Consider the following 24,337-nt stretch of genomic DNA (forward strand, 5'->3'; position numbering starts at 1 on the left):
ACCCACAATTAGCGGGATAAACAAAAGGATGGGCTGCAAGCAGCACCATCCTTTTACTTCGATATCATATCAACCCACATTTTAACAGCAGTTCCTACAATTAAAGTGGACAATACATATTGCAGTACTTTTTGATTTAGCCTCTTCCCGACTCGTGCTCCAAGTGGCGCAGCAAATATACTTGCAACCGCAATAATTAGAGCTGGAATGATAACTACTTGCCCAGTAATCACTTTTCCTGTAGTAATCCCTATTGAGGAAATAAACGTAATAGCGATAGATGTTGCGATCGTCATGCGCAGTGGTAATTTTAAAATAACTAGCATAATGGGAACTAAAAGGAACGAACCTCCAGCTCCTATAATGCCTGAAGCTCCCCCTACAACGAACGCTAACAAGCTCGCTAACCATTTATTATACTTCACGTCTCCACTATTGTTTTGTTTCGGTACAAACATCATAATAGCTGCAATTGTAGCTAATGCTGCATAAACAACATTCACTGTATGTTCCTCTAATATGTTAGCACCGAAACTCCCTATGAAGCTTCCTAGTAATATACTAGCTCCCATATACATAACTAACGTTTTATTCATGTCATTACTTTTTCGGTATGCCCACGCACCTGCAAAAGTTGCAAAGAATACTTGTACCGCTGTAATACCGCTCACCTCATGTGCAGTATAACCAGTAAACCCTAGCAATACTGGAATGTATAAGATCATCGGATAATTAATAATCGCGCCGCCAATCCCAACCATTCCTGATATAAACGATCCTATAAACCCAATTATAAAAAGTAATACGACTAAGCTCACCTTACATCCCCCGCCTTCTTAAAAGAAGGTGATTTAAATGAATAAGTTTACATTCCCATCCGAAGCATCTGCTAAATATGCTCCTACCCCAGCAAACTCTACCCCTTCCATAATCTCTTCCTCTTTTAACCCTAATAAATCTACTGTCATTTGACAAGCTACAAGTTTAATTCCTTGTTCTTTCGCCAAATCAATTAAATCCGGCAAAGGCATTGCGTTATGTTTTTTCATAATGCCTTTAATCATCTTCGGCCCCATGCCAGCAAAATTCATTTTGGATAATCCCATCTTATCGGCACCACGCGGCATCATCTTCCCAAATACTTTCTCTATAAAAGTCTTCTTTACTTTCACATGCTCATCTTTTCTAAGAGCATTCAACCCCCAAAAAGTATGAAATATAGTCACTTCTTGATCATAAGCCGCTGCACCATTTGCAATAATATAGGCAGCCATCGCTTTATCATAATCTCCGCTAAATAACACGATTGTCGTTTTCTTCTGTTGTTCCATTTTGTTCCTCCTCTAAATTACCTATAGGGGTATTTAATTGTTTATAAAAAGGCTCAAATCTTTTATCTCTATGCTATATGACTTTACCTTCCCAAGCTAACATACCACCTACCATATTGATCACTTGAAAACCGTAACCTTCTAAAAATTGAACTGCTCTTGCACTTCTTCCTCCCGAGCGACAAACGATAATGTATTCATTATTTTTATCAAGCTCCTGTATTCGAAACTCTAGTAAGCCTAACCTAATATGAAGCACGCCTGGAATTTTCCCTTCCCTCACTTCTTCCACTTCACGAACATCAATTACATGTATCTCTTCATTTCGTAACAATCTTTCCTCTACTTCTCTCGCTGTAATTTCTTTCATCTTAATATTCCTTTCCTTACAAAGCGTTCATACCACCTGAAACATTTATAATGCGCTGAAATCCTAATTTCTTTAATACTTTTGCTGCTTGCTTACTTCTCATCCCGCTCTGACAAATAACGATTACTTTCTTATTCTTATTTAATTGATTTGCCTTACTAACTAACTCATTTAGCGGGATATTCTGAAAGCCCTTCATATGGTTCCCTCTATATTCGCCTACTGTACGAACATCGATAAAGTACTTCCCCTGTTTTCCCACTATACTTTTTAATTCTTTTCCATTTATATTTTGAACACCTTTAACCGGTAAGAACCGTGAAATAACAAACCATGCAGCCAATACAACGAAAAGCGTACTTACTATTGTGTTCATATAACTCCCCCTCTACATTTATAAAATTATTTCTTTACTACGCCTTCTTAATCCAAAACTTTAGTACATCGCTTTCTTCTGCATGCTTTACGATGTCATGACCAGTTTTGTTTGCCCACGCTGGAATATCCTTAATTGACCCTTTATCCGTTACATGTACTTCTAACACTTCGCCCGATTGTAAAGTATCCATCGCTCTTTTCGTTCTTACAATTGGCATTGGACATGCTAAATCTTTCGCATCTAAAACTTGTTTTATATTCATCATCTATTCCTCCAATTTGTTATTAATTATGAACTGCACAGCGGTTTGGACCAATCTCCATTTCACGTTCTTCTTCCACACTCGGATGAATTTTCCCCATATTCGTTTGACGAATTTCTTGATAAGCATTCGGCTGAGGTGGTAGATTCTCCGTTACAATTTTGCGAAATTCATTCTCATCTTTCATATTTAACCCTGCATTCACTTCAAACAATTGTTTTAAATTAGCACTCACAACCCCATTTTCATCCATTTCACTTATTTTTGAATAATGAGCTGGTAAAACAATTAACTCTTGAGATAATTCCTTATAGCGCTTATATAATGTATTTCGTAAATCGCTCACCCAATCTTCAGCCTTACCAGCAAGATCTGGACGCCCGATTGAATCTACAAATAAAATATCGCCCGATAATAAATAGGAATTATCTACAATAAATGATGTACTCCCAATCGTATGCCCCGGTGAGTATAGCGCATCCATTTCGATTTTGGTACCCCCTACCGTAATAACAGATCCTTCTACAAGTGGTTCGTATAAGAAAACGACTTCCTCCGCATCTTTTGGAGGTAACCAATACGTACCACCTACTTTTTCAGCTAACTTACGACCGCCAGAAATATGGTCTGCATGTAAATGTGTATCCATTACATTCGTAATAGTAACTCCATGCTCTTTCGCAAACTCCTCATATAATTCAATCGTTCTTACTGCATCAATAACTGCTGCTTCACCGTTAGAAACGACCATATAAGATAAACAGCCTTTTCCAAGACGATTAAATTGATATATACTCCCTCCGCCCTGTACATCTCCTACTTTGAGCGGCTTTACATATTCACTCCAAGCTTTCATCCCACCAGCTAAATAGGAAACATCGTTGAAGCCAGCATCCAACAATTGCTCCGCGACAAACTGCGAAGAACCTTCTTTTGCACATACGACTAAAATCTCTTTCTCTCTCGGTAATTCATCTACAATATGGTCTACACCATCTAACAAGTCAAAATAAGGTTTATTAATAGAAGATACTTGTTTCCCTTCAATTTTCCAATCTTCATAATCCGTCTCATTACGAACATCTAAAATAAACAACTCTCCGAATAAAACTTTCTCTGCAACATCTTTTGCTTGTAACATCTTAATGTCCATTTAATTACCCCCATAGGTATATTTTCGTTTAAAAAATTTTATTTCTCCACATTTCCTTGCCACCCTAACATACCAGGAATGACATTTTTCACATTTGAAAAACCTTTCTCTTTCAACATTTGGCAAGCTACATCACTGCGGTTACCAGTTCGGCAAACAACATAAATTTGCTTCGTCTGATCTAACGATGTACTGTCTAGTTCACCTAGTGGCACCGAAATAGCAGATGGAATATGACCAAAAGCAAATTCTGCTGCTTCACGAACATCTAATACAATGCACTCTTCTCCGTGAGATAATATATCCTGTAATTCCGCATTCGTAATTGTATGAGGATATTTCACAACTTCATTCACTTCATGTTCATGCGCTTTCCTCACATAATGCATCAATATAGCACCCTCGTGTTTCGTCCCGATATATTGATGCCCTATTTTATTCGCCCAACTTTGTATATCTACCGTAGATCCTTTATCTGTTGCCTCAATTTCAATCACTTGCCCTGATGCCAATCCTTCCATCGCCTTCTTCGTCTTTACAATAGGCATCGGACAAGCCAAACCTTTACAATCTAAACTCATATCCACTTTTATACTCATTATCGATTCCTCCATATTTTATATACACATACCTGTAGGGGTATGTTAAAACGTTTTTGAAAATCTGTCAACACTTATGTTTGACAGATTATCGGCTTTTTACAAGTAATTGAACGGCTTCTTTAATTAACTCTTCATTTGAACCATTGCCACTTTCAAACTGTTCACGTAAACATTGCTCTAAATTTGTTCCAACAACTAATCCAATTGTACGATCTAATGCAGAACGAGATGCCGTTAACTGTGTAATAACCTCTCGGCAATCTTTTCCTTCTTCCATCATACGAAGCACACCGCGCACTTGGCCTTCAATACGTTTTAATCTATTTTTCATATCTTGATTGTATTCCACTGTAGACCACCTCCGTAATTATAGCTATATTATATATTACTTTATAACCTTGTATAACATCATATACCCTTTAGGGTATATTGTAAAGGGGGATGTTTGTTTCTCAGCCTTCTAGCGGTTAAGTGGTCTACTCTACCTTATTCCTTATAAACTCTTTGTAAAAAGATAATCCATATCGCCACCTAACGCTGCAGCTGTATCACCAGTTTCTCTAAAATCATGTGTATAAATTTTCTCAAATGAACCGAAATCTACTTGCTTATAAAATTCAAAACAAGGGAATCCATCATGTTCTCCTTGAATATCGATACTACCATCCCTTTTCACACATACAGTTAATACATAGTCCACAGGAGGGGCATACACATTTAACGGATTACTAGCGCTTGCACTCATTTTGAATTGCACACCGTTAGAACTCCATACAATATGAGTACACACAATATTTTCAGTACTCGCTTTTCCTGTTCTTTTATTCACAGAACCGTCTGGATTAGTAACCTTCTCTGTCGTAATACCCGTATTTGCATATGAAAACACTTCTTCTTTATAAAAATCCACTACAACCTCTTGCTCCACTCTAGAGCGCATAGTATTTACCGCATGTGGTGTAAATTCACGTGAATCACCTTCAAATTGGATTACTTTTCCTGTTTCCATATCCTTCTTAGCTTCCGTCCAAGGCATTGGAATAAATACACTCGCTCTAATTTTTACGATATTAGTCATAAGATACACCTCTATAATTTTATTTTAGATACTGCATAATATTGAGTAAAACAGACCACAATATCGCTCCCATAATCAATAGCTTTCTCTTTTACGTTTACTACTTCCTTCTGAAAAATAGCGCTATATTTATATTTAGATTGTCGTTTTAAAACTATATTCCATTTCTCCAGCTAGTGCTGCTGGGGTATCATCCGTTTCTCTGAAGTCATGTGTATATATGAATTCAAATGAACCAAAATCTATTTGCTTATAAAATTCATAGCAAGGGAAACCATCATGTAAACCTTCAACGTGCACAGCGCCACGTTCATTAACTCGTATAGTCAAAAAATAATCAGCTGCAGGTGCTGCCGCATTTAACGGATTGCTTGCACTTGCTCTCATTTCAAACGAAACTTCATCTTCACTCCATACAATATTTGTACATACAATGTTTTCTGTACTTGTTTCTCCTTTTTGATACTCAATTGAGCCATCTGGATTTGTAATTTTCACAGTGACGATACAAGCATCTGCATATGTGAAAATTTCTCTTTTATAAAAATCAATATTCACTTCTTGTTCTAATCTTGAACGCTTTGTATTCACAGCGTATGGTGTAAACTCACGTGCATCTCCAGCATATTCAAAAACTCTTCCCGTTGCAGGATCCTGAATAGGTTTCAGCGAAGCATACGGTGCAAATACACTCCCTCTAATTTTAACGATATTAACCATGTGAAACCTCCATCGATTCTATATTATATAAATCATTATTTGTTCTACCAACATAATATAGTCAATTTGATTGACTGTATTATGTATAGTACAATAAGCATTACATATAGTCAACTTAATTGACTACAAGTGCGGAGGTTATATATATGGATCAAACATTTAACGAGTTAGATCTTACATCGCTTTTATCATTATCATTTAGCACATTAATTACTGAGCTACATGACAAATTAAGTGAATTAGGATTTGAAGATATTAGGCCAGCACATGGTTTTATGTTCAAACGCATCCTCCCTAATGGGGCAACAGGTATAGAACTAGCTGAATATTTAGGGGTTTCCAAACAAGCTGTAAGTAAAATGGTGGATTCTCTTGAGAATAGTGGCTACGTTACACGTAAAACACACCCTACTGATAAAAGGGGTAAAATCATTGTTTTAACCGAACGTGGTTTAGCAGTAATGAAAGCAAAAGAAGAAATAGTAGCTGAAATAGAGCAGCGATGGATTGAAAACATAGGTACAGAACGAATGCAAATGCTAAAAGAAGATTTGACAACATTCGTTACTACAAAAGATGCAGGAAAATTATCATCCAACATACGACCTGTTTGGTAAACAAAAACTCCATATAAAAAACGAATCCATTTTGAGTAGTCTTTTTCAAAATGGATTCGTTTTTTTTACAATGATATATCTACTATTTTCGTTTCATCTCTATCATTAATTTTAACCATCTGCGCCTCGTTATTTGGCAAAAATACGATATATTTTCCCGTTCTCACATTCTTCCAAATAACTTTTCCTTCCTCATCTGTTCTCCCTATTGAAATTCCAATTTCTTTACTGGGCTGAGGTGATTCGTCTTTCATAAGTATAATTTCAAAATCTTTTATTGGCTGTTTTTCTTTATTTTTCACGTAAAAAGTTACAGAATTAACAACCTTACTACACTTCTTTTTATTATTTTCTATATAAACATATGTAACAATAAGAACTAATACACAAACTAAAATCCATATAAGCTTACTATATTTATTCAGACCATTTTTTAAGATTATTAAAAACATCGTCTGTCACCCGGTTTGTAGAATACATCTTCTAATTCACCAAAAATATTATAAAGGGCCAACCTACATCTTATAGAAATAAAGCTATCTAATATAACTTCCCTCCTATACAAATGATAGCGAAAAATTGAAGATCCCTTTATAAATTCTAGTTTTTCTTTTTTTAGAAGTCAATGTAATTAACAAAACGATAAAATTATTTACATTCTTTACTTTGAGTTAAAAATAAACCGTAGATTCTCCAAATAAAAAGAACGGACATAGCATGCTATGTCCGTTCTTTCCATCACACATACTTCCGATGCACCATCTTCCCATCATAAGAAAACACAACGCCCTTACTCTCCACAATCGACTCCATATGCACCGTTCTTCCCCACAACTGATGAAGATATGGTAATACCTTTTCTAAGTATTTTAAATCGAGCTCGATTCCTTCGTAACTATGTTTAATGTATAATTCTCCGTTCTTTAAGTAGTCTCCATCTTCTACTACTAAGTACGGGAATCCACCATTTGTCCGCATATTTACGAGCTGATCACGTACATGTTCCCATTCTTTATCAATTACTTTATATTCTTTTCCTTGGCGCTGGAATAAGTACATATCTTCTCTCATTACGAGTTCTTTATTTAAGTAGTTTCTTAGGAATGATACGTCCCATTCAATTTCGCGTACTTCAAACATTTTCTCACGACCAGAACCAGGCTTCACACCACGCCTTTTCATTTCTTCTGTCGGGTTGTTGTAGCGTTCTTCAATATCTTCAAACATTTTAATACCGAGGTAGTATGGGTTAATGCTTGTTTTTGATGGCTGAACGACACCTGCATTTAATTTTGCGAATTCGATTGCTTCATCAGATGTTAAGTCCATTTCACGCAGTATACGTTGATGCCAGTAGGAAGCCCAGCCTTCGTTCATGATCTTCGTTTCAAGCTGTGGCCAGAAATATAACATTTCCTCACGCATCATCGTTAATATGTCTCGTTGCCAATCTTCAAGCTCACGGCTATATTCTTCAATAAAGAGTAGTAAATCTTTCTCTGGTTGCGGTGGAATCTTCTTCTTTTTGCGTATATTCGATCGCTCCCTCTTTTTATTTCGATCATCTAAATTCCATAAATCATCGTATTGTGATGCTTTTTTCTTTTCCACTTCTTCCTCTTCTAAATCATCAATACTCCATGCAAGTTTCGGACGCATAAGCGACGGATCAATATGCTCTTGAATGGCAAGTACGGCATCTAAAAATGTTTCTACCTCTGCCTTTCCGTACTTATGCTCATACGCTTTCACACGGTCCGCTGTTGCGGCCATACTCTCTACCATATCCCGCTTCGTATTTGAAAAACGAATATTATTTTTGAAGAAGTCACAGTGTGCTAAAACGTGTGCTACAATTAATTTGTTTTGGATTAAAGAGTTCGTATCCAATAAAAAGGCGTAACATGGATCAGAGTTAATAACGAGTTCGTATATTTTACTAAGTCCTAAATCGTATTGTAATTTCATTCTGAAAAATTGTTTTCCAAAACTCCAATGTGAAAACCTTGTCGGCATCCCATATGCACCAAATGTATAAATAATTTCCGCTGGACATATTTCATAACGCATCGGATAAAAATCAAGCCCAAATCCAGTCGCAATTTCCGTAATTTCCGCAATCGCATATTGCAGTGCTTTATCGTCACTTGCTCTCATTATTTTCCCTCCTTACACTTTCCCTTAAGAAAGTGTATGATGGGGAACAAGCTTTCATGAGGATTGATTGCATAATAAAAAGACACCCCCGTAAAAACGAGAATGTCTCATCTATTAACCTTCAATAATCTCCATCTTCTCCGTAATCGGTGTACGAGCTTTTCCTTCTGGTGCTTTATCGAAATAACCAATATGAAGAATTCCAACGATACGTTGGCCTCTTTTTAAACCGATTCCTTCTATAAATAATGGATTGTAGTTTAATCCGCCTGATTTCCAAACACAGCCTAAGCCGCGTTCCCAAGCAAGCAATTGGAAGTTTTGCATAAATGCGCATGTTGCAGCGTAATCTTCGTCACGCTGAATTTGACGCGGATCTTCATTCATATATACAACAATTTGTGCAGGTGTGCTTAAGAAACGATCAGATAAAATTTTACCGCGTTTCGCTCTTTCTTCTTCTGTGAAAGAGTTTAATACCGCATCTACTAATTTCTTACGGCCGTCCCCAATGTATAATTTACAATTCCATGGCTCACGGTGTTTATGATTTGGTGCCCACGTTGCATCGTTTAATAATTCAATTAATAATTCTTTGTCTACTGCTTTATCTGTAAATGTACGAACAGATCGTCTTTCTTTAATAACATTTGCGATGGAAGTATATGTAGTCATATTTTTCTCTCCCTTATTTTTCATCTATATGTATAAGTTTGTTATTGATATTGATTTTCAATTTCGATTATAACCTAGTTTTTCACTATTAATCAATGTTTTATGTTGGAAAACATATAAAAAACTTCTTTTTCTACTGTGAATAAAAAAACTTAGCTTGTTCACAAGTTTTTCACATTTTATGGAAATGATATGTGTAAAGTTTTCCACATTATCCATCTAGGAGGAGTTTACATGTACAAAAAAATCGCAGTAAGTATGACTATGGCCGCATTATTATGCGGGGTATCTACCTTCCCTGCTTCTGCTGCCACGCCAAAAGAAGTTGCAATGCATCATCATAAACCGATTTCAGAAGAAGAAATGCAGTCGCTCGAAAAACTCGGCTATAACAAACATGAAATTTGGAAAGCTGCCCACATTGCAAGAATCAGCAAAAAAGAAACTAAGGACGTTTTAGCTTACTATAAGCAAAATAAATCTTGGGAGAAAACCGCACAACATTTCGGTGTAGATCCAAGTAAGCTTAAAAAGCATCATATGAATAAGGAAACAAAAAAAGCATTACTGCAACAATTAGCAACGATACAAAAATCCACACCAGATGGACTCAAACAAAAAATGAAAGAATATAATATCGGCTTACGTCAGCTCACGGTATTAACAATCATCTCTCAAAAAAGTAATACCCCTCTTGATAATGTACTAAAAATGAAAAAAGACGGTATGGATATTAAACAAATCGCGGAAAAATTAAATGTTAAAAGAGAAGATATACGAGCAGAGATGATTAAATTAGTGAAGTCTATTAAAGAGAAGCAAACAAATTAACACGCAAAAAAGGAAGAGGTATTCACTGCTCTTCCTTTTCTTTATGAACTTTCAACTTTGAAGTATAAATTCCCGTCTTTCCCAAAAACTAACATAAACAAATGTTGTAGTAAGGGGTGAGAAAGTGTTTCGTTTATCATCTAAAAAGAAGAAAAAAACAATCTGTTCCATTCCAGATTTTATCCAAACTATGAAAGAATCTAGTGATTTCGTTTCTTATAACATCGTAGAAGATGGAACGCTATGTTTGTTTTATTATAAATCTACAGCTGAATCACTCCTCATTAATCGATTCATTTTAACACCTATAAAAAGAGAATTGGATCACATTGAAACTATAAATGATATAGCAAATATCGTCACACTCGAAGGGATTATTACCAACCCTTCTATTGATGATATTCGTGAAAAATTATTAGTTGGGTATGTACTCATACAGCTTAAAAACGATTCTCAAACAGCAGAATATGTACTTATTCGTGCTGAAAGTTCCGTTTTAGGTACACGATTATATAACGATACCGAAAATGAATATAGTGTAATCGGTCCAAAAGTCGGATTTGTTGAAAATATTGATACAAATACACACTTACTTCGCCGAAATATAGTAACAGAGCAATTAGTTTTCAAAGAAGTTATAGTTGGCTCTATATCAAAAACAAAGGTGATAGTTGCTTACATCGAAGGCATTACAAATGAACAACACATCAATACCGCAATGCAGCGCTTACAAGATGTTGACTTTGATGTTCCTTTTGATGCAACTATGATTGAACAGTTTATTAGCGATAATAGTAACTCACCCTTCCCTGTTTTACTACCTACAGAGCGGCTAGACCGCTCTGTGTACGCATTACTGAATGGAGGCGTTGTTATTTTAACAGACGGTTCACCTTACGCATTAGCTGGACCAGCGACGTTACTTGATTTCTTCGTCTCGCCAGAAGATTATTATTTACCATGGATAGCGGGCTCATTTCTTCGAATGGTTCGCTTTTTCGGAGCAGCATTCTCGCTATTTTCATCAGCTATTTATACAGCTGTATTAACGTATCACTATCAAATGATTCCTGCGGATTTACTAGGTCCGATTATTTTTTCAAGAGCTAATGTACCCTTTCCGCCCATTTTAGAAGCACTTTTTTTAGAAATCACAATCGAATTGCTCCGTGAAGCTGGAGCACGATTACCTACAAAAGTTGGACAAACAATCGGCATCGTTGGCGGGATTGTAATTGGCCAAGCATCTGTTCAAGCTGCTTTAACGAGTAACATTTTATTAATTGCAGTTGCTTTATCAGCACTCGCTTCTTTTACAACACCAACTGTAAAAATGTCTTCTACTATCCGGATACTACGATTTCCACTTATTCTTTTAGCTGGTGCATTTGGGGGCTTAGGTCTCATTGTAGGATTCGTACTCATATTAGCTCATTTAATTCGCTTAAAATCACTTGGATCACCTTATTTATTACCTCTATATCCATTTCGCGGTTTAGGGACAGCAGAAGGACTCCTTCGTTTGCCGTTTAGTCAAACTGCTGGACGTGCCTCTTTTCTGAGACCAAAAAAGAAATGGCGCTATGACCCAAACAAAGCGAAAGAAAAACGTGACGGTGAAGAGAAATGAAAAATATTTTATTATGCTTTTCCATTATCATTTTAATTGTTCAATCTGGTTGTACAGAAGCACATATAGTTGATACACAGCGAATGATTCACGTAGGTGGATTCGATATAATAAAAGATAAAAAATTTCGCGGAACCATTTTATATCCCGATTACACAAAGGGCGTACAATCTAAACCAGAAACTCAATCAACTCATGCAGGTACAATTGAAACAATCTCTTCCCTTCTAAACGCCAAATCTCCACATACGATCGCTGTAGGTCAAATGCGTGTTGTCCTATTTGGAAAAGCATTTGGTGAACATGGACTTGGAGATGTTATTAACAACTTACAACGTGATCCTAACATTGGCCGTGATGTGCAGCTAGCACTTGTAGATGGTTCAGCAGAAGAATTACTGAAACATGTCAAAACAAATGGATCACTTTATCTATCTGATTTACTGGAGCAAAATATAAAAAACGAGACAATCCCGCGGACAGCTTTAAATATTTTTTTATATAACTTCTATTCATCTGGATGCGATCCATTTCTTCCTTACATTCAAGTATCAGAAGACAAATCTGCTTCCATTAAAGGACTCGCTTTTTTAAAAAAGGATAAAGTGGTTATGTACACCGATAAAAAAGGATCTTTTTTATTAAAATTACTTATTAATCCAACGAAAAATGGTCGCTACGAAGTTCCAATACGTCAAGGTAAGCATAAAGGATTGATCGCTACTCAAAACTTATCTGGAAAAAGTGTTTGTTCTCTTTCGCAAAACGGTGATATTCTGAAAGTTAACATTCACTTAAAATTAAATGGACTCGTAAAAAATGCTCCCAGCTGGCTTGATTTATCAAAGAGTAAAAATGTAACTTACGTAAAAAGACATGTAGAAAAAACACTTGAGAAGGATTTAAACGAATTAATAAAACAATTCCAAGAAAATAAAATCGATCCAATTGGTATACGTGAAGAAATTCGTAGTCATTCAAGAAAATGGAACATAAAACAAATTCAAGACATGTATCCTGGCGTAGACGTTGCTGTTAGTGTGAAGATTAATGTCGTACAATCTGGTATCGGAGAATAGTGAGGTGCTATCATGGCTGGACAAGATAAAACACATACTGTTTCCCCTTATTTCACATTCCTTCTATTACACTCCCTTCAAATTGGAGTAGGTGTGTTAGGATACCAAAGGATTATTGCGCAATTTGCCGGTTATGATGCTTGGATTTCTCTTATTATCGCTGGTATTGCAACTCACATCGTGTTATTTTGTATGCTGAAAATGTTAGAAAAAGATAATGATTTAATGAATATTCATACGACATGTTTCGGAAAGTGGATTGGAACATTTTTTTCCGTATGCTTTGCTGCATACCTTCTATTATTTTGCCTTACTGTTCTTCGTTCATATATTGAAGTCATTCAAGTTTGGGTCTTTCCTACAATTAAACCGTGGAAATTAACTTTACTATTTTTACTTGTGGCTTATTACATAATTAGGGGTGGCTTTCGTTCTGTGACAGGAATATGTTTTTGGGGCGTCATAATCCCGATTTTCGTACTATTTTTCTTAGTTTTCCCAATGAAATACGCACATGTCCGTAACATTTTCCCAATTCTCGCTCATTCACCTTTAGACATTTTAACTTCAGCGAAAGCATCTGCATTAGAGTTTCTTGGATTTGAAGCAATCCTTATCTTTTATCCATTTATAAAAAAAGGAAAATCGTTAAATAAATGGGCACATAGCGGTATTGCTTTTACAACCATTCTATACGTAATATTAGCGATTGTGTCCATTATGTACTATAGCCAAGGGCAACTACATCATACAATTTGGCCAACATTAACAATGCTAAAAATAATTAAGGTTCCTTTTATCCAAAGGTTTGAGTACATTATTATTTTCTTATGGTATCTAATTATTTTACCTAACCTTTGTTTAACGATCTGGTCTTCTTGTTGCATTACTAAGAAATCTTTTCGCATACCATTTAACATTACACTGCCATTTTTTATCGCAACTATATTTATTTCATCCTTGTATTTCACAAACCGCGAAAGTATCAATACATTGAATACAGTACTGTCTCAAGCTGGTTTATATATTGTATACGCTTATATCCCAATCTTATTTCTATTCCATTCATTGCGGTGGCGCTTCAAAAATAAGTCGAAAGAATCTTCACCCGACACACCATGATATTTGATACAATTTGATTAATACATGTGTAAAGGGGACAAGCGTATGAAGAAATATGTATTTTCTTTACTTGCAGTACTGAGTTTAATTCTTGCTGGATGCGGAGCTACTAGTACAAATGAAAAAAAATCATCTGAATCAAAAGAAGAGCATGACCATGCATCGCACACGCAGCAAGCTGACATTCAAGAAAAAACAAAGGGAGTCGACACACTTCCGGCCTTCCTAGACAAGCTTGATCCACAAATGAAAGACATTTACACTGTCGCTGGACAAAATGCAGAGCTATTAGATTGGATTCCATGTTACTGCGGTTGCGGTGAAAGTGTAGGACATAAAAACAATAAAAATTGCTTTATTCGTGAAATTAAGAAGAATGGTGAAGTTGTTTGGGATTCCCATGCAACGACTTGCGTCAATTGCCTAGAAATCGCAGTTGAATCAGCTGCGATGAAACAAAAAGGAAAATCAACGCTTGAAATTCGTAACTATATTGACAATAAATACAAAGAAGGCTATGGCAAACCAACACCTACGCCAATGCCAAAAGCTTAAAAAACGAGGAAATACCTCGTTTTTTTTCATTCACTTTTTTTCTTAACAAATTCTTTCAAGTGTATTTCTCCTTACTTATCACACACTATATATAACTCTCGGTAAGGAGGGTACACAGTGCAAACATATAACGACTATGATAAAGCTCTCTATTACACGTATTGCTGTAATTGGGATAAATTACTCGTTCTCATGGTTCAGACGAACGATCAATTATTTTCTAAGCGTATTGAGCATTTTTTACATGCTTATCAATACAGTAAAGAGCTACCAGAAGTTGATAAACAATTGCAGCTTCTATTTCAATATATTGACCACGCATCTCAAAAGTCACATGTAGAAGAAGTAGAGCAAATTCAAATGTAAAATATAGCGCTATTCTCTTTATGAGAATGGCGCTTTTTAAAATGTCGATATCAATAAATGTTTCTCCTTATAAAACTTTTATTGATAAACATATTTTTTCTTTCTTTTCCCTACTACTTCATACTATAATTTAGTATGTAACTATTATAAGTGAGGTATAAAATATGGGACGAGAAAAAAAGCAAGAATATGCTTTACTTACTGCATGGGGAGCTTCATTTATTGCTACATTAGGAAGTCTATACTTTTCCGAAATCATGAAATTTGAGCCTTGTGTCCTTTGTTGGTATCAGCGTATTTTTATGTATCCATTTGTTTTATGGCTTGGTATCGCTGTAGTAAAGAAAGACTATCGCATTGCAAGTTATTCTTTACCAATCGCAAGTATTGGTGCTTGTATTTCTTTATATCACTATGCAATTCAAAAAATCGCAGCATTTTCAGCTGCTGGGGCAGCTTGCGGCCGCGTACCTTGTACGGGAGAATACATAAACTGGTTCGGCTTTGTGACAATCCCGTTTTTAGCACTTATCGGCTTTATCACAATCGCTGTTTGTAGCTTTATCGTAATCAAAAACAAATAAGGAGATGAAAGAATGAAAAAAATGCTTATATTTGGCGGTATTATTATCGCCTTGTTTGCAGCAATTTTCGCTGTCACACAAATGGAAGAAAAAAACGCTTCAACTAGCCAAAAAATTGATAATGCTACTGGTAGTCAAACAGATGGTGCTGACTACTACACAAATAAAATCTCTCTTTCAGATCTCCAAAAGAATTTAAAAGAGAAAAAAGAAGAAACAGTATACTTTTATCAAACATCTTGCGTTCATTGCCAAAAATTATCTCCTGTCGTAGTACCGATGGCTAAAGACTTGAATGTTGATATGAAAGTTATGGATATTGAAAAATTAGATGCTCCTTGGGATGAATATAAAATTCAAGGTACACCAACAATCATTCATTTTAAAGATGGTAAAGAAGTGAGCCGTATTAGCGGCGAACAATCGAAAGACAAATTAAAAGAATGGCTTGAGCAAACGAAGAAATAACGAGAAAAGGAAACTCCTTCTACACATGAAATGGGCGTAAAACCTCACACTAATGTATAAGGAGGGGGTTTTATGCCAGAAGTAAAATGCTCTGTTTCCAATTGCTCATTTTGGGGACAAGGTAACTTTTGTCAAGCAAGTGCTATCATCGTTCAGCCTGATGCAGATGAAGCTGGTCAAACTGAAAATGATTCGTATACAAGCGCGGTTTTAACAAACGAGACGCTAGAAAGCTCTGTAGCAACGAGTGTAGAAACTTGTTGCCATACATTTAAACCAAAATATTAAACATAAAAAGCATACGATGAATCGTATGCTTTTTTACATTCCCCTCCAAAAATCATGCATAATAAAAAAGTACAAAATAACGAGGACGACAGTCCCACATAGGGTAATGCGCCTATATATACTCTTTTCTCCTTCCCTTGCTTTTACAAAAGCCCAAATAAATCCGAAGAACAATATTAAATCAACATATGGAACATAAAAAGAAAAGACGAGAAACGCATACAAATACACAATGAATAAACAGGTCGTTACTAAGAAAACTTTAAATGCAAATTCACTTTTCATAATGTAACCGCCCCCTATCTGTATTGTATTATATTCAGCAAAATACAATAGTTGCAGTTAAACTCCAAGTAGAAATAAGCTACCGCCTATAAAACGGTAGCTATTACGGAACATTGTATTTCCGTTTATATATATTACTTAAAGTCGAAGTAGGAATTTGCTCGTAACGAATTTTTTCTCCTGTTTCATCTACAATATACAAATCGTTTCCTATATAATATATTCCATTTTTTCGTTTTGAGTACACCGTATATCTTTCATTCGGCAATACCGTTTTCACTTTTGTTAACTGCCCATTCGGTTCTTGCCAATATATATCCGCGCGATCTACTAACGTAAGTATTCCAATTTGCTCTTCTTCTACTTTACGACCATTCCAGCTCACAACACGATAACCAAGTGTATTTGCCTCATATTCCGGACTCGTATGAAAACGAGAAATGATTACTTTTGTTTGTAATTGTACTCGGTCATATAACCATTGTATATCCTTGTCATGCATGCGAATACAACCATTTGATTCCCTACTTCCAATCGTCCATTCCCGATTTGTCCCGTGAATCGCATATTCCTTTTTATCTAGTCCAAGCCACCTCGTACCGAGAGGGTTGTTTGGTGCACCACCACGTATCTTTTTTCGATGGTATTCTTTATTTTTATATTTAGTTATAATACAAAAATTACCTTCTGGCGTAGGTGTACGATCTCTTCCAGTCGTTATCGGAAACGTTCTCGTATAGTTTCCTTCTTCAAAGAAAGACAGCTGATTCGTCGTAAGATTAACTAATATTAAATGATCTGTATTAGCAAAAACGCTAGCTGGTAGGCAGAAAAATAGGATTACGATAAACAATACTTTTTTCATCTAAATCCCCCCTAGCACTAACATCATAATAAATGCAATTAGCTTTACTTTGCTCTTATAAATGAAAACTATCCATTTACGATAACGCCTCCGTTTACATGTATCATTTGCCCCGTAACATAAGATGAATCGTCAGATGCTAAGTATACGTATGCTGGTGCTAATTCATATGGCTGACCAGGTCTTTGCATCGGAACATTGCTTCCAAACTGTGACACTTTCTTCTCATCAAAGCTCGATGGAATAAGAGGTGTCCAAATCGGGCCTGGCGCAACACCATTTACACGAATTCCTTTTTGCACTAACGATTGAGAGAGAGATCTTGTAAAAGCAACGATAGCTCCTTTCGTTGCAGAATAATCAATTAAAGTTTCATTTCCTTCATATGCAACGATAGACGCCGTATTTATAATGACATCCCCTTGTTTGAAGTGAGAAAGTGCTGCTTTCGTAACGTGAAAATAAGAAAAAATATTAATACGGCATGTTTTTTCTAGCTGTTCTGCTGTAATATATTCTAGTCCTTGCTGCGGATATTGCTGTGCGACGTTATTCACAACAATATTTAAACCACCTAACTGCGAAACAGTCTCTTCCACAATATCTTTACAATGTTGTTCATTACTTAAATCTCCCGGTAGTAATACACACTTTACACCTTCTTTTTCAACACGTTGTTTCGTCTCATTCGCATCCTCCTCCTCATCTAAATAAGCAATTGCAATATTTGCACCCTCTTTTGCAAAAGCGATGGAAACAGCTCGTCCAATCCCACTATCTCCCCCTGTAATTAACACATTCTTCCCCTTTAACTTTTCACTTCCCTTATAATTGGGATCTTCAAACTGCGGAAGTGGATTCATTAATGATTCAATACCAGGCTGTTTATTTTGATGTTGGGCTGGCATTGTTAAAAAGCTTTTTTGCTGTGGCATAACTTCCTTCAGCTCCTTTTCCTTATCATGTGCACAATAAAAAACTACAATTCACACATAGTTTTACGATTAATATTCGAATTTAAGACACAAAATATGAATTGTTGTAAACTTTTTATACAAAACTATTGCAAAATAGTTAAAAAACGAATATTATATATAACTGTTGTGAAAATTATTCGTAAACAGAAAGGATGTTTATATGTTTAACCTTTCAAAACATAAAACTTCTATTAAAACTGAAATTATGGCAGGTATTATTACCTTCTTAACAATGGCATATATCATTGTCGTAAACCCTGTCATCCTTGGGGATGCAGGTGTTCCATTTGAACAAGCATTTACAGCAACAATTATCGCTGCTGTTGTCGGAACATTATTTATGGCGATCTTTACAAACTTACCAATCGCAATTGCACCAGGTATGGGATTAAATGCTTACTTCTCTTACTCTGTTGTAAAAGCTCATGAAGGCATGACTTTCGCAATTGCATTCTCTGCTGTATTCGTAGCAGGTATGATTTTAATTTTGTTATCATTCACATCTTTCCGTACAAAATTAATGGAAGCCATTCCTGAAAATTTAAAACACGCAATTACTGCTGGTATCGGACTATTTATCGCCTTTATCGGTTTACGTTTAACAGGTATCGTTACAAAAAACGATGCAAACTTAGTTGGACTTGGTGATCTTCACTCTGCTCCAGTTTTACTAGCATTAGCTGGACTTGGAATTACAATTGTCCTTATGTCTTTAAATGTAAATGGTGCGCTATTTATCGGCATGCTATTAACTGGTCTTATCGCTTTCTTCACAGGACAATTAACGTTCTCAAACGGTGTTACATCAATGCCTGGATTACCAGAAGGAATTATCGTATCAAATCCAATTACTGCTGTATCTGATGTAATTAACTACGGATTATACGGCGTTGTATTCTCATTCTTCCTTGTTACACTATTCGATACAACAGGTACACTACTTGGCGTTGCGCAACAAGGTGGATTTATGAAAGACGGAAAGCTTCCAAAAGCAGGACGAGCTCTTCTATCTGACTCATTCTCAGCAACAATCGGTTCTATGTTCGGAACAACACCATCAACAGCTTACATTGAATCTTCTGCTGGTGTTGCAGCTGGTGGCCGTACTGGTTTAACAACAGTTACAGTAGCTGTTCTATTCGCATTAGCAGCTTTCTTTGGACCATTAGTGAGCGCTGTATCTGGTGTATCAGCTATTACTGCACCATCACTAATTATCGTTGGTAGTCTTATGATGGGTTCAGTTCGCCACATCGATTGGGATTCATTTGATGAAGCATTCCCAGCATTCTTAGTAATCTTAAGCATGCCACTTACATCAAGTATCGCAACAGGTATCGCACTTGGATTTATTTCATACCCACTTATGAAAGTGGCAAAAGGTAAATTCCGTTCTGTTCACCCACTTGTGTATGTATTCGGAATCTTGTTCGCTTATCAATTGATATTCTTACCACATTAAAATCCCTCTTTCTGAGGGATTTTTTATTTTCAAAAAACATTTGACAACTGTACAGAATCATGGAATAATTCAAAATAGTTAAATATTCGATGTCTTATCAAGAGCAGGTGGAGGGATGAGCCCTACGAAGCCCGGCAACCGACCCATTTATGGGCACGGTGCTAATTCTTACAACACGTTGTGTTGAAAGATAAGAGTAATATGATAAGACGTCTTTTCTATATGAAAAGGCGTTTTTTATTTTCACTCCCTCCCCTCTCTTCTTAGTTTAGGAGGGATTTTTTTATGAAAAAATTGTGTTCCATCGTACTTATTTTTCTATTACTTACATTGACGGCTTGTACAAATGAACAAGATGCTATCTCTTCACAAAAGCAACAAACGGTGAAAAAAGTAACTACAACAGTTGAAAATCATTTACAAACAGAAATTCCAAAGCAAATAAAAAAGCCATTAAAAATCGCATTAATTATGCAAATGTCTATCGGAACTTTTTCCTCTCAATATATTGAGGGCGTCAAAAAACAAGTCGAGCTATTTGGCGGTAGTGTACAAGTCTACAATTCTGATAACGATTTAGCAAAAATGGCTGCAAATTTAGATACTGCTATTAATTCAAAAGTGGATGGTATTTTAATTGATCATGGCCGATCTGAAGCATTAAAACCTGGGGTAGAAAAAGCGTTACAGGCGAACATTCCCGTAGTCGCGTTTGATAACGATCTACGCTTACCAGGTGTAACAATTATTGATCAAGATGACTATAGTCTTGCATGGAAATCATTAAAAACGTTAGCAGAAGATTTGAATGGACAAGGAAATATCGCAGTCGTATGGGTTGGCGGATTTGCTCCAATGGAACGTCGTAACGTTATCATTGATGCTTTTTATAAACGGTATCCAAATATAAAAGAAGTTGCGCGATTCGGTACTGCTAGTAATAACACACCACTTGATACACAAACACAAGTAGAAGCTTTACTAAAAAAATATCCGAAAGAAGGAGATTTACAAGCCATTTTCGCTTCGTGGGATGAGTTTGCTAAAGGAGCTGTTAAAGCACTTGAACAAGCTGGTCGTACAGATATAAAAGTATACAGCATTGACTTAAGTAATGAAGATTTACAACTTATGCAAAAAGAAAACTCACCTTGGTCTGCTACGGCTGCAACGGATCCAGCTGAAGTAGGGAAAGTTCAAGTACGATTCTTATACAAAAAAATTGCCGGTGAACAAACGCCAGATATTTATTCACTAGAACCTTATTTAGTAAAGAAAAATAGTTTACCAAAAGAAAATATAACAATGGATCAATTATCAAAACATATAAACGGTTGGGGAGACTCGAAAGATGCGTATTCTCCTTGGATGAAAAAATTAGAGAAGGAGAAAAAATGATGACATTCTCTCTTCAAAACATTACACATTCTTATCATGCCGCTACACCTGTTCTAGAAGATGTTTCTATCCATATTCAAAAAGGAAAAGTTCATGCCCTACTAGGAATGAACGGTGCTGGGAAAAGTACTCTACTGAAAATAGCAACTGGTGAAATTCAACCAGTTGCTGGCGATATAAAAATTGATAATCAGTCTGTTTCCTTTACTTCGCCACGCGATGCAAAAAAGCACGGTATTTCTTTCGTAACACAAGAAGTAGATCACGGACTTATTCCGGGATTATCTGTATTAGAAAATGTACTTATCGATCATTTAGCAATGCAAAATAAAGTACTATTTTCAAAGTCAAAATTAGTCGCACTCGCTAAACAACATTTGCAAACTGTACAGGCTGATTTAAATATTTTTGAAGATGTTTCAAACTGCTCATTACATGAAAAACAATTACTTCTTATCGCAAGAGCTTTATCCAACAATACAAATTATCTTTTATTAGATGAGCCTACTTCTTCTCTTGGACCGAAAGAAATTGAAACCTTCGGGCAACTATTAAAAGATTTAACATCAAAAGGAATTGGCATCATCTTAATTTCTCATCGTTTATCAGAGATTCGAAATTTCGCGGATGATGTAACTGTATTACATAATGGTAAAGTCGCACTTTCTGATGCGATTACAAAGGTTACAGATCAACAAATTGTAGAATCGATGACTGGAAAACAACTTACACTTCCTATTAATGCAGCACCAAAACGAGGGAACGAAGAATTCTTTAAAGTACAAGAACTTCCATTACACAAAAACCATTCTCCCCTTTCTCTCACCGTACGGAAAGGTGAAACTGTTGTGATATACGGATTAATTGGCAGTGGCAAAACAACACTTGCTGAAACGTTATTTGGTGCTCATCATACTTATCACGCAGAAATAAACGGTCAAAATATAACGATTAAAACACCGCGAGATGCGATTAAAGCGAAAATCGCACTTGTACCAGAAGAAAGAAGAAAACAAGGCGTATTTCTTTCGGAAGATATTATAAGCCACACGAATTTACACCAATCAGGTTGGAGACGAAAACAAACCGAATTAAATAATGCTACTGCGGCAATTTCTTCTTTCAGCATTTCACCGAATGACCCAAAAGCCTTTATTCATTCACTTAGCGGTGGAAATCAACAAAAAGTCTCGATTGCAAAGTGGCATGGATTCAAACCGAATCTCTTTCTTTTAGACGAGCCAACTAAAGGTGTAGACATAGCTGCAAAACAAGACATTTTTCAATTCATTCGTAACATTACTGAAAACGGGAGTTCCGTAATTTACTTCACAGGAGAACAAGATGAAGCACTACATATCGCTGATCGCATTCTTATACTGGCAAACGGAGAATTTGTAGGTGAATACTTACCAAACGAACTATCTCCTGAACAGCTTTTACATTTATCTGAAGGGAGTTATTCCATTGAATCTCGTTCATAAAACAAAAACTAAGAAACTATATTTACCTACTCATCTTTTTTATCAATTTAGTACGATTGCTATCATTATAGGTGTTACAATTTTCTTCTCTATCGTCAACGATTCTTTTTTAACGTACAACAATATTAGTGATATTTTACGCTCCATTTCTATCGTAACGTTACTTGCAATTGGTGTTACCTTTACATTAATTGTAGATGGGTTTGATTTATCAGTCGGCTCTACCGCTAGTTTAGCAACCATTGCAGCTGCTTCCTGTCTCGTTTTATATCGACAAGAACTATTAGTCACACTCCTTGTTCCTATTCTTTGTGGGCTATTAGTTGGATTATTAAATGCACTACTCGTTATCCGAATTAAACTACCAGATTTACTAGCTACATTAAGTATTATGTATATCGTGAATGGACTACACTTAACATTTTCAAAAGGATCTTCTATTTATGAAGGAATGTCTGGTGCCAAAGGACATTTTATTCCATCCTTTTTATTTATCGGTCAAGGTTCTGTCTTAGGAATTCCAGTCCCTGTCATTATCATGCTTATTGTCGTTTTGATTGCATATGTATTTTTAGAAAAAACAACGTACGGTCGTTTCTTTTATATGACAGGTGGGAATCGAGAAGCTGCTAGACTAGCTGGTATTCCTACTGATCGTTACCGTGTATATGCCTATATGATTAGCGGTTTACTTGCCTCTATTGGCGGAATTATTCTATGTAGCCGCGTTGGCACAGGACAAGTTTCAGCTGGCGCCCCATTATTAATGGATGCAGTTGCCGCTGCCTATATCGGTTATGCAATGTTCGGTGCTAAGAAACCAAATGTCATCGGAACATTTCTTGGTTCCATATTAATCGGGATCATATTAAACGGCCTTACAATGATGAACGTTCCTTATTATGCACAAGATATCATTAAAGGCAGTATTTTAATTGCTGCTTTAGCCTTTTCATTTATTAAAAAGAAACGTAAATAAAGTGAAACTTTAATAAGTGGGGGTTTTCTTCCCCCCACTTATTATTAGGCTTCACCAATCGGGCATTTACGGGCAGTTGATCCCCCACCTAACTTCTTTGCTTTCGCCGAATTTTGAGGTGGGGGTCTTACTGCCCGTTAATGCGCTACTTTCCTTTTGCAACAATCACACGAACTACTTCAACGCAAGGAGCAGAAGACCGTTTGCTATTGCTATAACACCTAAGAAGATTGCTATCATCAGCTCTCCCATTCCATTATTAAATACATAAATAATAGAAGAAATGAAAACCTCCTCTACGACCAAACTAATTAAAAGAGGTTAGAAACCTTTAATATTTCTCATTTACCTGTAATTCTTTACTATACTTTTGAATGAACACTGATGAAATAATCATTACCATTCCTATACTAAAACCAATAAGCTGATCTAATAACATTTCATCATGCATGAGCAAACGAAATAAAAATACACCACCAAAAATAAGCAACATAGTAAATCCAGTATGTCTAAGTCCTTTATATACATTTTCCATATGTATCACCTCTCTACATACCTTTATCCATATTATACCATATTCCGAAAATTTGTATAACCAACATTCGGTATTGAAACCACTA

31 protein-coding genes and 1 riboswitch are annotated in these 24,337 nt (G+C 36.0%); of the genes, 14 read left to right on the top strand and 17 right to left on the bottom strand.

The window, feature by feature from the left end:
* Positions 1 to 53 precede the first annotated feature (53 nt).
* From G9F74_RS18215 to G9F74_RS18260, 10 genes are all read right to left on the bottom strand, one after another.
* Positions 54 to 818 carry a sulfite exporter TauE/SafE family protein gene (locus G9F74_RS18215; protein WP_016107861.1) on the bottom strand — a complete coding sequence of 255 codons (765 nt, stop codon included), beginning with the start codon at positions 816 to 818 and terminating at the stop codon, positions 54 to 56.
* Between the two features lie 33 nt (positions 819 to 851).
* Positions 852 to 1,331, bottom strand: coding sequence for a DsrE/DsrF/DrsH-like family protein (locus tag G9F74_RS18220; protein WP_000437728.1), 480 nt, complete (start codon positions 1,329 to 1,331; stop codon positions 852 to 854).
* Positions 1,332 to 1,404: 73 nt separating this feature from the next.
* A complete protein-coding gene (locus G9F74_RS18225) occupies positions 1,405 to 1,701 on the bottom strand; it encodes a rhodanese-like domain-containing protein (RefSeq protein ID WP_016107860.1) in 297 nt (98 codons plus the stop codon).
* A 16-nt stretch (positions 1,702 to 1,717) separates the two neighbouring features.
* Entirely contained in the window at positions 1,718 to 2,077 is a 360-nt protein-coding gene (locus G9F74_RS18230) for a rhodanese-like domain-containing protein (RefSeq protein WP_016107859.1), read from the bottom strand.
* Positions 2,078 to 2,114: 37 nt separating this feature from the next.
* On the bottom strand, positions 2,115 to 2,345 hold the full coding sequence (locus tag G9F74_RS18235; RefSeq protein ID WP_002038023.1) for a sulfurtransferase TusA family protein: 231 nt from the start codon (positions 2,343 to 2,345) through the stop codon (positions 2,115 to 2,117).
* Positions 2,346 to 2,364: 19 nt separating this feature from the next.
* Positions 2,365 to 3,495 carry an MBL fold metallo-hydrolase gene (locus tag G9F74_RS18240; RefSeq protein WP_016107858.1) on the bottom strand — a complete coding sequence of 377 codons (1,131 nt, stop codon included), beginning with the start codon at positions 3,493 to 3,495 and terminating at the stop codon, positions 2,365 to 2,367.
* A 38-nt stretch (positions 3,496 to 3,533) separates the two neighbouring features.
* The gene (locus G9F74_RS18245) at positions 3,534 to 4,109 is read right to left on the bottom strand and encodes a sulfurtransferase TusA family protein (RefSeq protein WP_106081034.1); all 576 of its coding nucleotides are present in this window, start codon (positions 4,107 to 4,109) and stop codon (positions 3,534 to 3,536) included.
* A 73-nt stretch (positions 4,110 to 4,182) separates the two neighbouring features.
* The gene (locus tag G9F74_RS18250) at positions 4,183 to 4,446 is read right to left on the bottom strand and encodes a metal-sensitive transcriptional regulator (protein ID WP_000456206.1); all 264 of its coding nucleotides are present in this window, start codon (positions 4,444 to 4,446) and stop codon (positions 4,183 to 4,185) included.
* Between the two features lie 144 nt (positions 4,447 to 4,590).
* Positions 4,591 to 5,175, bottom strand: coding sequence for a DUF3238 domain-containing protein (locus tag G9F74_RS18255; RefSeq protein WP_016107856.1), 585 nt, complete (start codon positions 5,173 to 5,175; stop codon positions 4,591 to 4,593).
* Between the two features lie 135 nt (positions 5,176 to 5,310).
* Positions 5,311 to 5,895: a DUF3238 domain-containing protein gene (locus G9F74_RS18260; protein ID WP_000247268.1), complete on the bottom strand. Its 585-nt coding sequence runs from the start codon at positions 5,893 to 5,895 to the stop codon at positions 5,311 to 5,313.
* 146 nt (positions 5,896 to 6,041) lie between these two features.
* Between G9F74_RS18260 and G9F74_RS18265 the strand changes: the two genes are divergently transcribed.
* A complete protein-coding gene (locus G9F74_RS18265; RefSeq protein WP_016107855.1) occupies positions 6,042 to 6,512 on the top strand; it encodes a MarR family winged helix-turn-helix transcriptional regulator in 471 nt (156 codons plus the stop codon).
* Positions 6,513 to 6,577: 65 nt separating this feature from the next.
* On the opposite strand, the gene G9F74_RS18270 is transcribed toward G9F74_RS18265, so the two are convergent.
* From G9F74_RS18270 to G9F74_RS18280, 3 genes are all read right to left on the bottom strand, one after another.
* Positions 6,578 to 6,964 (bottom strand): DUF2606 family protein, encoded by a 387-nt coding sequence (locus tag G9F74_RS18270; protein ID WP_016107854.1) that lies wholly within the window; start codon positions 6,962 to 6,964, stop codon positions 6,578 to 6,580.
* Positions 6,965 to 7,250: 286 nt separating this feature from the next.
* Complete coding sequence (spoVR, locus tag G9F74_RS18275) at positions 7,251 to 8,669, bottom strand: stage V sporulation protein SpoVR (protein WP_001202697.1); 1,419 nt, start codon at positions 8,667 to 8,669, stop codon at positions 7,251 to 7,253.
* Positions 8,670 to 8,783: 114 nt separating this feature from the next.
* Positions 8,784 to 9,344, bottom strand: a complete 561-nt coding sequence (locus tag G9F74_RS18280) for a nitroreductase family protein (RefSeq protein ID WP_016107853.1) — start codon at positions 9,342 to 9,344, stop codon at positions 8,784 to 8,786.
* Positions 9,345 to 9,578: 234 nt separating this feature from the next.
* Between G9F74_RS18280 and G9F74_RS18285 the strand changes: the two genes are divergently transcribed.
* The 9 genes from G9F74_RS18285 (at position 9,579) to G9F74_RS18325 (ending at position 16,267) form a co-directional block, all read left to right on the top strand.
* Positions 9,579 to 10,175, top strand: coding sequence for a hypothetical protein (locus G9F74_RS18285; protein WP_016107852.1), 597 nt, complete (start codon positions 9,579 to 9,581; stop codon positions 10,173 to 10,175).
* A 124-nt stretch (positions 10,176 to 10,299) separates the two neighbouring features.
* Complete coding sequence (locus G9F74_RS18290; RefSeq protein ID WP_016107851.1) at positions 10,300 to 11,805, top strand: spore germination protein; 1,506 nt, start codon at positions 10,300 to 10,302, stop codon at positions 11,803 to 11,805.
* On the top strand, positions 11,802 to 12,884 hold the full coding sequence (gene gerYC / locus G9F74_RS18295; RefSeq protein WP_016107850.1) for a spore germination protein GerYC: 1,083 nt from the start codon (positions 11,802 to 11,804) through the stop codon (positions 12,882 to 12,884). Before G9F74_RS18290 ends, gerYC begins: the two co-directional genes overlap by 4 nt.
* Positions 12,885 to 12,896: 12 nt before the next feature.
* On the top strand, positions 12,897 to 14,006 hold the full coding sequence (locus G9F74_RS18300; RefSeq protein ID WP_016107849.1) for a GerAB/ArcD/ProY family transporter: 1,110 nt from the start codon (positions 12,897 to 12,899) through the stop codon (positions 14,004 to 14,006).
* A 45-nt stretch (positions 14,007 to 14,051) separates the two neighbouring features.
* Positions 14,052 to 14,561: a PCYCGC domain-containing protein gene (locus tag G9F74_RS18305; protein ID WP_000761015.1), complete on the top strand. Its 510-nt coding sequence runs from the start codon at positions 14,052 to 14,054 to the stop codon at positions 14,559 to 14,561.
* Between the two features lie 117 nt (positions 14,562 to 14,678).
* Positions 14,679 to 14,927, top strand: a complete 249-nt coding sequence (locus G9F74_RS18310; RefSeq protein WP_001195459.1) for a YhdB family protein — start codon at positions 14,679 to 14,681, stop codon at positions 14,925 to 14,927.
* A gap of 164 nt (positions 14,928 to 15,091) precedes the next feature.
* Complete coding sequence (locus G9F74_RS18315; protein ID WP_000532269.1) at positions 15,092 to 15,511, top strand: disulfide formation protein C; 420 nt, start codon at positions 15,092 to 15,094, stop codon at positions 15,509 to 15,511.
* 12 nt (positions 15,512 to 15,523) lie between these two features.
* Positions 15,524 to 15,979 (top strand): thioredoxin family protein, encoded by a 456-nt coding sequence (locus G9F74_RS18320; protein WP_000738433.1) that lies wholly within the window; start codon positions 15,524 to 15,526, stop codon positions 15,977 to 15,979.
* A gap of 72 nt (positions 15,980 to 16,051) precedes the next feature.
* Positions 16,052 to 16,267 (top strand): DUF1540 domain-containing protein, encoded by a 216-nt coding sequence (locus G9F74_RS18325; protein WP_001115393.1) that lies wholly within the window; start codon positions 16,052 to 16,054, stop codon positions 16,265 to 16,267.
* Positions 16,268 to 16,300: 33 nt separating this feature from the next.
* Here the strand turns inward: G9F74_RS18325 and G9F74_RS18330 are convergent, their stop codons facing one another.
* The 3 genes from G9F74_RS18330 to G9F74_RS18340 all read right to left on the bottom strand — a co-directional run bounded on the left by G9F74_RS18330 (position 16,301) and on the right by G9F74_RS18340 (position 18,352).
* Entirely contained in the window at positions 16,301 to 16,552 is a 252-nt protein-coding gene (locus G9F74_RS18330; RefSeq protein ID WP_000834196.1) for a hypothetical protein, read from the bottom strand.
* Between the two features lie 103 nt (positions 16,553 to 16,655).
* Positions 16,656 to 17,417, bottom strand: a complete 762-nt coding sequence (locus G9F74_RS18335) for a L,D-transpeptidase (protein ID WP_016107848.1) — start codon at positions 17,415 to 17,417, stop codon at positions 16,656 to 16,658.
* A 68-nt stretch (positions 17,418 to 17,485) separates the two neighbouring features.
* Positions 17,486 to 18,352, bottom strand: a complete 867-nt coding sequence (locus G9F74_RS18340; RefSeq protein WP_016107847.1) for an SDR family oxidoreductase — start codon at positions 18,350 to 18,352, stop codon at positions 17,486 to 17,488.
* A 202-nt stretch (positions 18,353 to 18,554) separates the two neighbouring features.
* On the opposite strand from G9F74_RS18340, the gene G9F74_RS18345 reads away from it, so the two are divergent.
* The 4 genes from G9F74_RS18345 (at position 18,555) to G9F74_RS18360 (ending at position 23,717) form a co-directional block, all read left to right on the top strand.
* Positions 18,555 to 19,856 (top strand): NCS2 family permease, encoded by a 1,302-nt coding sequence (locus G9F74_RS18345; protein WP_000482720.1) that lies wholly within the window; start codon positions 18,555 to 18,557, stop codon positions 19,854 to 19,856.
* Between the two features lie 91 nt (positions 19,857 to 19,947).
* Positions 19,948 to 20,053, top strand: a riboswitch (SAM riboswitch).
* A gap of 88 nt (positions 20,054 to 20,141) precedes the next feature.
* Positions 20,142 to 21,254 (top strand): sugar ABC transporter substrate-binding protein, encoded by a 1,113-nt coding sequence (locus tag G9F74_RS18350; protein WP_000732072.1) that lies wholly within the window; start codon positions 20,142 to 20,144, stop codon positions 21,252 to 21,254.
* Positions 21,251 to 22,738, top strand: coding sequence for a sugar ABC transporter ATP-binding protein (locus G9F74_RS18355; protein WP_016107846.1), 1,488 nt, complete (start codon positions 21,251 to 21,253; stop codon positions 22,736 to 22,738). Before G9F74_RS18350 ends, G9F74_RS18355 begins: the two co-directional genes overlap by 4 nt.
* The gene (locus G9F74_RS18360) at positions 22,722 to 23,717 is read left to right on the top strand and encodes an ABC transporter permease (RefSeq protein WP_016107845.1); all 996 of its coding nucleotides are present in this window, start codon (positions 22,722 to 22,724) and stop codon (positions 23,715 to 23,717) included. The genes G9F74_RS18355 and G9F74_RS18360 overlap by 17 nt, the downstream gene beginning before the upstream one ends.
* A gap of 331 nt (positions 23,718 to 24,048) precedes the next feature.
* Here G9F74_RS18360 and G9F74_RS18365 read toward each other — a convergent pair whose 3' ends face one another.
* Entirely contained in the window at positions 24,049 to 24,252 is a 204-nt protein-coding gene (locus G9F74_RS18365; protein ID WP_000432816.1) for a hypothetical protein, read from the bottom strand.
* Positions 24,253 to 24,337 lie beyond the last annotated feature (85 nt).

Source organism: Bacillus sp. EKM202B, assembly GCF_011066025.1.
GTDB classification, from domain to species: Bacteria; Bacillota; Bacilli; order Bacillales; family Bacillaceae_G; genus Bacillus_A; species Bacillus_A toyonensis.